The organism is Trinickia sp., assembly GCF_035492435.1.
Classification (GTDB): Bacteria; Pseudomonadota; Gammaproteobacteria; order Burkholderiales; family Burkholderiaceae; genus Trinickia.
Genome location: NZ_DATJJF010000025.1, coordinates 1 through 9,692, shown reverse-complemented (window position 1 = coordinate 9,692; position 9,692 = coordinate 1). Strand labels below are relative to the sequence as shown.

General features: G+C 59.1%; 5 protein-coding genes. 3 read left to right on the top strand and 2 right to left on the bottom strand.

The window, feature by feature from the left end; genetic code table 11:
- The coding region (locus VL598_RS02235; RefSeq protein ID WP_325325073.1) for a trifunctional serine/threonine-protein kinase/ATP-binding protein/sensor histidine kinase at positions 1-5,367 on the top strand (5,367 nt) is incomplete at its 5' end.
- Positions 5,368-5,374: 7 nt separating this feature from the next.
- Here VL598_RS02235 and VL598_RS02230 read toward each other — a convergent pair.
- Positions 5,375-6,283, bottom strand: a complete 909-nt coding sequence (locus tag VL598_RS02230; protein ID WP_325325072.1) for a LysR family transcriptional regulator — start codon at positions 6,281-6,283, stop codon at positions 5,375-5,377.
- A 107-nt stretch (positions 6,284-6,390) separates the two neighbouring features.
- Here VL598_RS02230 and VL598_RS02225 point away from each other — a divergent pair, with 107 nt between their 5' ends.
- Positions 6,391-7,485, top strand: a complete 1,095-nt coding sequence (locus tag VL598_RS02225; RefSeq protein WP_325325071.1) for a tartrate dehydrogenase — start codon at positions 6,391-6,393, stop codon at positions 7,483-7,485.
- A 94-nt stretch (positions 7,486-7,579) separates the two neighbouring features.
- Positions 7,580-8,890 (top strand): MFS transporter, encoded by a 1,311-nt coding sequence (locus VL598_RS02220; RefSeq protein WP_325325070.1) that lies wholly within the window; start codon positions 7,580-7,582, stop codon positions 8,888-8,890.
- 139 nt (positions 8,891-9,029) lie between these two features.
- Here VL598_RS02220 and VL598_RS02215 read toward each other — a convergent pair.
- Positions 9,030-9,692, bottom strand: a 663-nt coding sequence (locus tag VL598_RS02215) for a threonine aldolase family protein (RefSeq protein ID WP_325325069.1), incomplete at its 5' end; no start/stop codon positions are given.

Genomic DNA, 9,692 nt, shown 5'->3' with positions numbered 1-9,692 from the left:
CACTTCGTTCACGAATATGAACTCCGGGAAGAGCTGGATGACGCGTGGGCGGTGCGCGTCCTCGATTTTTCACGCGAAGGTGGCTCGCCAACGCTCGTGTTAAAGGACCCGGGCGGCGAGCCGCTTGCTCGGTTGATCGGGGCACCCATGGAGGTCGGAAGATTCCTGCACCTTGCATTGGGTATCGTCACAGCGCTCGGCAAAACTCACCAACGTGGCCTCATCCATAAGGATGTGAAGCCCGCCAACGTGCTCGTGAATTCCGCTGACGGACAGGCGCGGCTCATGGGATTTGGCATTGCTTCGCGCCTGCCACGTGAGCGGCAGGCGCCCGAGCCCCCCGAGACCATCGCCGGCACGCTGGCCTACATGGCTCCCGAGCAGACCGGACGCATGAACCGCTCGATCGACGCCCGCAGCGATCTCTATGCACTCGGTGTCACGTTCTACCAAATGCTCACAGGCTCGCTGCCGTTCACCGCGGCCGATCCGATGGAATGGGTGCACTGCCACATAGCGCGCAAGCCAGTCCCTCCCTGCGAGCGGTTGGCGAGTCTCTCCCCCGTGCTCTCATCCATCATCATCAAGCTACTGGCGAAAACCGCTGAGGAGCGCTATCAGACCGCGGGCGGTGTCGAGCGCGATTTGCGCCGCTGCATCGCCGAATGGGAGACTCACGGCGACATCGAGGACTTTCCGCTCGGCCAGCACGACATGCCTGATCACTTGCTGATCCCGGAGAAGCTGTACGGACGCGTGAACGAGGTCGAGACCTTAGTCGCCTCCTTCGATCGAATCGTCAGTAGCGGCGCGCCGGAGCTGGTACTGGTCTCCGGCTATTCCGGTATAGGCAAATCCTCGGTCGTCAACGAACTGCACCGGGTGCTTGTGCCGCCTCGCGGGCTTTTTGCGTCCGGCAAGTTCGATCAGTACAAGCGGGACATCCCCTATTCGACGCTGATACAAGCGTTTCAAAGCCTGATCCGGCCACTCTTGACGAAGAGCGATGCCGAGCTCAGCGGTTGGCGCGATGCGCTTCTGGAAGCGCTGGGCTCAAACGGGCAGCTCATGGTAGACCTAGTCCCGGAGCTCGAGCTCATCATCGGAAAACAGCCGCAGGTCCCGGAGCTCGAGCCGCAGCAGGCTCAAAGTCGCTTTCAGCTTGTGTTCCGGCGATTCGTCAACGTCTTCGCGCGGCCGGAACATCCGCTGGCGCTTTTTCTGGACGACTTGCAATGGCTCGACCCCGCCACGCTTGATCTGCTGGAAGACCTTTTGACCCAGTCGGATTTGCAGTCGCTAATGTTGGTCGGTGCCTATCGCGACAACGAAGTCACTGTCACTCATCCACTGACGCGTAAGCTCGACGCCGTCAGAGCCGCGGGTGGCAAGGTAGTGGAAATCGCCATTGCACCGCTCGAGCGCAAGCATCTCGAACAATTGATTGGGGATACGCTTCGCTGCGAACCGGGCCGGACGGCGCCGCTCGCCCAGCTCGTGCACGAAAAGACTGCCGGCAATCCCTTCTTCGTCATTCAGTTTTTGAACACGCTCGCCGACGAGGGGGTACTTACTTTCCATCCCGAAACTGCCGAGTGGGTTTGGGACCTCGATCGCGCATTCTCGCAGGGCTACACCGACAACATTGCAGACCTCATGGCAGCCAAATTGACTCGCCTGCCTGCAGACACGCAGAGCGCACTGCAACTGCTGGCCTGCCTTGGCAACACCGCGGACGTCGCCACATTCTCCCGCGTGTTGGATGCGCCGGATGAGGCCGACGCGCGTCTCTCGGAGGCCGTCCGCTACGAGCTCGTCCAAAGGCTCGACTCCGCATACAGATTTACCCATGATCGCGTGCAAGAGATCGCCTATTCGCTCATTCCCGAGCAGGAACGTGCCGCAATTCGGCTAATGATCGGCAGGAGACTGTTTGAACGGACACCCCCAGAAGAGCTTGATGACAAGCTCTTCGACGTTGCCAATCACCTCAATGCGGGCATCGAATTGATTAGGGACCCCGCTGAACGAGAACGGCTTGCAGAGCTCAATGCCGCGGCCGGAAGAAAAGCGAGGGCATCCGTCGCTTATGCTACCGCGCGAAACTTCTTTGCGGCTTCAGCCGCGCTGCTCACGGAAGAAGCTTGGAACACCCGTTACGAATTCAAATTCGCGCTTTTTTTGGATTGGGCGGAAAGCGAGTACTTGCGCGGTGACTTCGAAGCGGCCGAAAACCTGTTCGAAGTCGTCCTTGCGCATGCGAAATCCGATCTCGATCAGGCCGCGGTGTACGAGCTGCGTTTGAAGATGTACCAGATCGCGAGCAAATACGACGATGCGCTTTCCATGGCCGTCAAAGCGCTCCAGCTTTTCGGTGTGGAGATGCCGCCTGACGACGAAACACTGCACAATGCCACGCAGCAAGAAGCGGCAGCGGTGAAAGTCAATTTGCGTGGACGCGAGATCGCGGATTTGGCCGACGCCGACGAGGCTGTGGATCGCAGGATCAGAGCCACGATCGCGCTGCTCGCCAACGCCATTCCTGTGGCCTATCTGGGCAACACGCCTCAATATTTTCCGCTGATCACCCTCAAGCTGATCAACTGCTCATTGAAGTTCGGGCACACCAAGGAGTCCTGCGTCGGCTACACCAGCTTTGCCATCATGCTGGTTTCCCTATATGACGATCCCCATTCCGCGAATGCTTTCGCAGAAATGGCCATCAAGCTGAATGAGAAGCTCGGCGATATCACGCGTAGGGGCACCATCCTCCATCATTATGGTGACCACATCAATTTTTGGCTTCACCCTGTTGCCACGGGTTTTCCCATTCTCGATAGGGCTTTCCGTGCCTGCATGGACGCCGGTGATTTCGTGTTCGCCGGCCACATCGCTTTTGAGGTGATCTGGCAGGCAGTGGAACGCGGAGATCGGCTTGAGGACCTTCTCGACTTTTCCCATCAATACGCCGATTTCGCAAAGGGCTCACGCAATGATGCGGTGTACCACACGATCTGCCTGGAGCAGCAGTTCTTCAGGTGCCTGATGGGCAAAACGCTGGAAGCTTCCTCGTTCTCCGATGAAACGCTGCACGAAACGGGCTGCATCGCAAAGGTTGTCGAGGCGGGCTTTATCACTGGCCAAACCTTCTATCACACGATGAAGCTTCTAGCCGCGTATCTCATGGGAGACAACGCAGTATGGCGACATCATGCGGAAGAAGCGAGAAGAACGCTGCCAGGCGCCATGTCCATGCCCATGGAGGCCACGTTCTACTTTGTCCATGCGCTCGTTCTTACCCGGACTTACCGTGATGCGGCGGATCAAGACCGGGAAGCGATTTTGACGACTTTGACCGCGTATGAAAAGAAGCTTGGTTTTTGGGCGAAAAATTGTCCGTCAAACTTTTTGAGCAAACACGCGCTCGTTGCCGCAGAAATGGCAGAGATAAAAGGAGACTCGCAATCAGCCGAGAGACTTTTTGAGCAAGCGATCGAATCAGCCAGGAGAAACGGCTTCACACATTGGGAAGGCATGGCCAACGAGTCCGCTGCCCGCTTCTACGCTGCGCGTGGCCTCGACACGGTTGCCGTTGCATTGCTGCGCAACGCCCATCGCTGCTACATCAACTGGGGCGCCAGCGGCAAAGTCAGGCAGCTCGACCGGTTATATCCCCAACTGAGGGAGGATCCGCCAGCTTTCGGGCCGACCAGCACAATTGGAGCACCGGTGGCGGACCTCGATCTCGCCACCGTGATTCGCGTGTCGCAGGCGGTCTCAGGCGAGATCGTCCTCGATAATCTGATCAATACGCTGATGCATACGGCAATGGCGCAAGCGGGCGCTGATCGCGCCCTGCTGGTGCAGTGCAGAGGCGAACAACGCATCGTTGCCGAAGCCACGACGCGCGGTCAGACCGTCGTCGTGCAACTGCTAGACGAAGCCGTATGTGGCACCAAACTGCCGACCTCCGTGCTGCAATATGTTTCGCGCACGCAGGAAAGCGTAATTCTTGACGATGCCGCAACCCAGCCGCAATTTGCCGCCGATCCCTATATTCGGCAAAGGCAGGCGCAATCGATTCTCTGCTTGCCCTTGCTTGCCCAGGCAAAGCTCGTCGGCATGCTTTACCTGGAAAACAGCCTTGCTCAGCACGTATTTGCGCCGGCGCGCGTAACGGTGCTGAAGCTTATCGCTTCGCAATCGGCGATCGCACTGGAAAATGCCGGTTTGTATCGCGACTTGGCCGTGCGCGAAGCGAAAATCCGGCGCCTCGTGGACGCCAATATTGTCGGAATTTTTATCTGGGATCTGGAAGGACAGATTCTCGAGGCCAATGACGCTTTCTTGCGCATTGTGGGATATGACCGTCATGATTTGATCTCCGGCCAGATCCGCTGGACGGAGCTTACGCCGCCCGAATGGCTCGAGCGTGAAAGACATGAGTGGGTACCCATGCTTTTAGCGACGGGCACGCTCCAGCCCTACGAGAAGGAATACTTCAAGAAGGATGGCAGCCGTGTACCCGTGCTTGTCGGCGCGGCAAGCTTCGAAGAAAAAGAAAACCAGGGCGTCGAGTTCGTGCTCGATCTAAGCGATCGTAAGCGCGCCGAAGCGAATGCACGTGAGATGCAATTGGAACTGGCCCATGCAAACCGTGTAACGACAATGGGGCAACTTGCGGCCTCAATCAGTCACGAAATCAAGCAGCCTATCGCTGCGACTGTCGCTAATGCATCGGCCGGTTTGCGTTGGCTTGCCGCTCGACAGCCCAATCTGTCGGAGGCTTGCCAAGCGTTCGAGCGCATCATCCGTGATGCAACGCGCGCCGGTGAAGTCATGAACCGTATTCACGGCCTCATCAAAAACGCTCCGACATCCAAGGAGTGGCTCCAGATGAACGAGGCGATTCGCGAGATCGTCGCGCTATCGCGCAGCGAGGCCGAAAAGAACCGTGTGTCTGTCCGAATGCAGCTTGCGGAAAACTTGCCGCCCGTTCGAGGCGACCGAGTCCGACTCCAACAGGTGATGCTCAACCTCATTGTGAACGCCATTGAGGCGATGAGTACGGTGAAGGATGGCCCCCGGGACATTATGGTCGCCACTCAAATCGATGAGCCGAATACCCTCCGCGTGACGGTGTGCGATTCCGGTCCGGGTGTCGCGCCTGAGCAGATCAACCGCCTGTTCGACCCGTTTTATACGACGAAGGAAACCGGTTTGGGTATGGGGCTGTCCATCTGCAAATCCATTGTGCAAGAACACGGTGGACGGCTGTCGTTGAGCGCGAACGTGCCTCGCGGCGCGGTGTTCCAGTTCACCGTCCCCATCTGCTACGAGAGTGCGCTTTTGACGGCCACTTCATAGCTGTTGTTCAGCTCCCAAGCTCGAGCGCAATGAAGTCGACAAATGCCCGGATGCGGTTCGACAACTGATGTCGCTGGGAATAAACGGCAAAGATGTCCGCATTCGGTGTTTCGTGGTCGGGGAGAACCTGAATCAACGATCCATCCGCCAGATACGGCTTGATGTCCCACTCCGCGCGCAGCAAGATGCCATGGCCTTCCAACGCCCACTTCACCGCGATTTCACCGTCATTCGTCGTCAGTGAACCGTTGATCCGCACAGCCTCCGTCCTGCGGCTTGATCCGCTACCGGAGGTCAGCCGCCACACGCCGTAGGCTTCATTGCCCTGCCGGATGCCGATGCAATTGTGTCTCGTCAGGTCGTTCGCGGTAAGCGGCACGCCGTGCGCCGCAAGGTATGACGGTGCCGCACAGAGCAGCCGCCGGTTCGAGGCGAGCCGCTTTGCCACCACGCGTGCGTCGGGTGGCTCCCCGAAGCGGATACACACGTCGAACACATCATCGGTCAACGGCGGTGGCGTCACTGAAAGTTGCAGTTGCACAGACACTTCGGGATGTTTTTCGACGAAGCGCGAGACGGACGGTGCAACGTGACTGCGGCCAAAAGCGAGCGTCGCATTGACGCGCAACAAACCTCTCGGAGATTGCTGCGCACTCCCAAGCAATTCCGCCAACGCATTGATCTGGTCGAGGATCTGGCGCGCCCGCTCGAGGTATAGCTCACCCTCGGGCGTCAGCATCATCCTGCGCGTGGTTCGGTTGATGAGCGCGACTCCGCTGCGGCTTTCCATCTGCGACAAGCGCTTACTGACGGCAGCGGCCGTCAAGCCCAACTCGCGCGCCGCGGCGCTCAGACTGCCCGATGACGCCAGCGTCGAAAAAAAACTCAGATCCGCGGGTTCCACGGTCTTTAGCATCGTCTCATCTTTGAACCAAAGTTAAAGACGCCTTGATTTTAGCAACGAGTTTGGCGTGCAGATGCGGCGTAGAGTGAATCCACCACCACAAAAGAAAATCCGGAGACATGAAAACCTACCGTATCGCAACCATCCCGGGCGATGGCATCGGCAAGGAAGTTGTGCCGGCGGGCCAGCGCGTGCTTGAAGTGCTCGCGCAGAATAACGATTCGTTTACGTTCGAATTTCAGAACTTCGATTGGGGCGGCGACTATTACCGCGAGCACGGCATCATGATGCCGGACGATGGCCTCGACGCCATCCGCGACAAGGACGCCATTCTTTTCGGCTCCGCGGGCGACCCGAACATTCCCGACCACATCACGTTGTGGGGCTTGCGTCTGAAGATTTGTCAGGGCTTCGATCAGTACGCGAACGTCCGGCCGACCCGCATCCTGCCCGGCATCGATGCGCCGTTGAAGCGCTGCAAGTCGAAAGACCTCGACTGGGTCATCGTCCGCGAGAACTCCGAAGGCGAATACGCTGGCGTTGGCGGTCGCGTTCACCAAGGGCACCCAATAGAAGCGGCGACTGACGTGTCGGTCTTCACGCGTGCCGGCGTCGAACGCATCATGCGCTTCGCGTTCCGCTTGGCGCAGTCGCGTCCGCGCAAACAACTGACTGTCGTCACAAAAAGCAACGCGCAACGGCACGCGATGGTGATGTGGGATCAAATCGCACGGGAAGTCTCACAGGAGTTTCCCGACGTCAAATGGGACAAGGAACTCGTCGATGCATCAACCGCACGCATGGTCAATCGCCCGGAGACGCTCGACACCATCGTCGCGACGAACCTGCACGCCGATATCCTCAGCGACTTGGCCGCCGCGCTAGCCGGAAGCCTCGGCATCGCGCCCACCGGCAACATCGATCCCGAGCGTCGCTACCCGTCGATGTTCGAACCGATCCACGGTTCGGCGTTCGACATCATGGGCAAAGGTCTGGCTAACCCGATCGGCACGTTCTGGTCGGTGGTCATGTTGCTGGAACACCTTGGGGAAACCGACGCGGCAGCGAGTGTGATGCGGGCAATCGAAACCGTCACCGCCGATACGTCGCTGCACACGCGCGACCTGGGGGGCACGGCTACCACAGCCGAAGTCACCGATGCGGTGTGCGCGCTTGTCCAGCGCGCGGCAGTGCCCGCCGCCAATGCCGCCTAAGCGAGGCGGCAAACGCTAGCCGATGGGCCGGGGCGCTTGTGCTTGCCGCGCAAGCGCCAATCGGAGCAGTGCTCGCACCTCCAAGGAGGAGACGATGGAATCGGACATCGAGGCACGGGTCTCCCGCAAGCTTATGTTGCGGATCATCCCGTTCGTGATGCTGCTGTACTTCGTCAGCTTTCTCGATCGCGTCAACGTTGGCTTCGCAGCCATGACAATGAATAAGGCCATCGGGTTGTCGCCGGCGGCCTTCGGCTTGGGCGGTGGCCTGTTTTTTATCGGCTACTTCCTCTTCGAAGTACCGTCGAACCTGATTCTTCATAAGGTCGGCGCACCCCGGTGGATCGCGCGCGTCATGGTGTCTTGGGGAATCGTATCCGCTGCATCCGCATTCGTCGTTGGTCCTAATAGCTTCTATGCGCTGCGTTTTATTTTGGGTGTAGCGGAAGCCGGGTTCTTCCCGGGCATCATTTTGTATCTCAGTTTGTGGTTTCCTGCGCGCCAGCGGGCAGTGGCAGCCGCATGGTTCATGGCAGCCGCGCCCATTTCCACGGCCATCGGCTCGCCCTTGTCGGGTGCCATCATGAAACTGCCACCTATCCTGGGTTTAGCCAACTGGCAGTGGCTTTACATCATTGAGGCAGTCCCGGCGATTGTGCTCGGTTTCGCGGTGTTGAAGTATCTGACCGATACGCCCTCTAAGGCCAAATGGCTTCAACAAAATGAGCGCGAATGGCTGATTGCCACGCTGAAGGCGGAGGCCGATGCGAGGCATGCGCACGCTGGCCACACCGCTGGAGCATGGGGCGCACTTCGAGACCCTCGAGTCCTAGCGCTTGCGCTCATTTATTTCGGGACGTCCGCAGGGCTTTACACACTTGGACTGTGGGCGCCGTTGATCATTCGCCAGTACGGCTTCGGCACATTCGAGACCGGTTTGCTCGCCGGCATTCCGAGCGTTATCGCCGTCATTGCCATGGTCGCATGGGCCAGACACTCTGACAGGACCGAAGATCGGACGTGGCACGTCGTCATCCCGTGCGCGCTGGCATGCGTCGGTTTCGTATTGGCAGGGGGCGCTGACAGTGCACTGATGATCGTGCTGGCACTGGTGATCGTGAACATCGGCATCAGTGCAGCCAAAGCGCCGCTATGGGCGATGCCGAGCGTGTTTCTGTCGGGTGCTGGAGCCGCGGCCGGCATCGCGATGATCAATTCCATCGGGAATCTGGGCGGCTTTGTCGGCCCGTTCGTGATCGGCTGGTTGAAAGAGCTCACCGGGGGGTATGGTGCCGGCCTTTGCGCGGTTGCCGCATCGCTGGCGCTGTCAGCCATCGTCACGATTCTGCTCAGTCGCCGGGCCGGGCATTCCCCCGTCACCACCGAAGCGCGGGGCGGGCACTAAAGGATCCGGCGCGAGCGATTGAGGCGGGCCATCAGCGATGGCCCGTTCTGGTGCCTGCAGGTCGTACAGGACATTGACGCTTCGGCCCGTCACAACGCATGCACCGGCCTTCAAAGCGCAGCGCCGGATTGCGTCAACGTCAGGCTCGGCGAACTGCTGACATCAGCCGCTCGAACATCGGCACAACCTGTTCGTCCGCAAGAGAAAGCAAGCCGTCTCCAACGTAAATCTCGGCAAGACTCCAACCCGGCGCGCCAGACTCCCTGACTCCATTAAACAGCCAGCAACTGTCGGTCGAAGCGATGGCATCGCGTTGGGCGGTAAGTGCGTCGACGCTTCCGTCGAAGCAGACATGGAGCATATTGACTTGCGGGATGCGCGGGAGCGTACGTATTCCCTCTATTCCGTTCAAGCCTTTCGCAAAGGTTAGTGTCCTGGCGTATAGCTGGTCCATCATCGCGAGCCGCGCATCGAAATTCATCGCCGCGGATATCAGCATTGGGCTTTGTGCAACGAGTCTGCCGCCCATTCTGTGACGCCAGAGCTTTGCGGCCGCAATGAAATCGTCACTACCCGCGAGAACCGCTCCTGCGATCCCGCCAACTCCTTTATAGAGCGACACGTAGACCGAGTCGAAACCATCCGCTATTTCGGCATACGAGCGACCGTAAAAGGCGCGGCATTCCCAAAGTCGGGCGCCGTCCATATGCAACGGAAGGCCACTTGCCTGGGCAGCCGACTTCAGCGATTGCAGCTCTTCCCAGCTCGGCAGACATCCGCCTATCTCACGCATAGGAAGCTC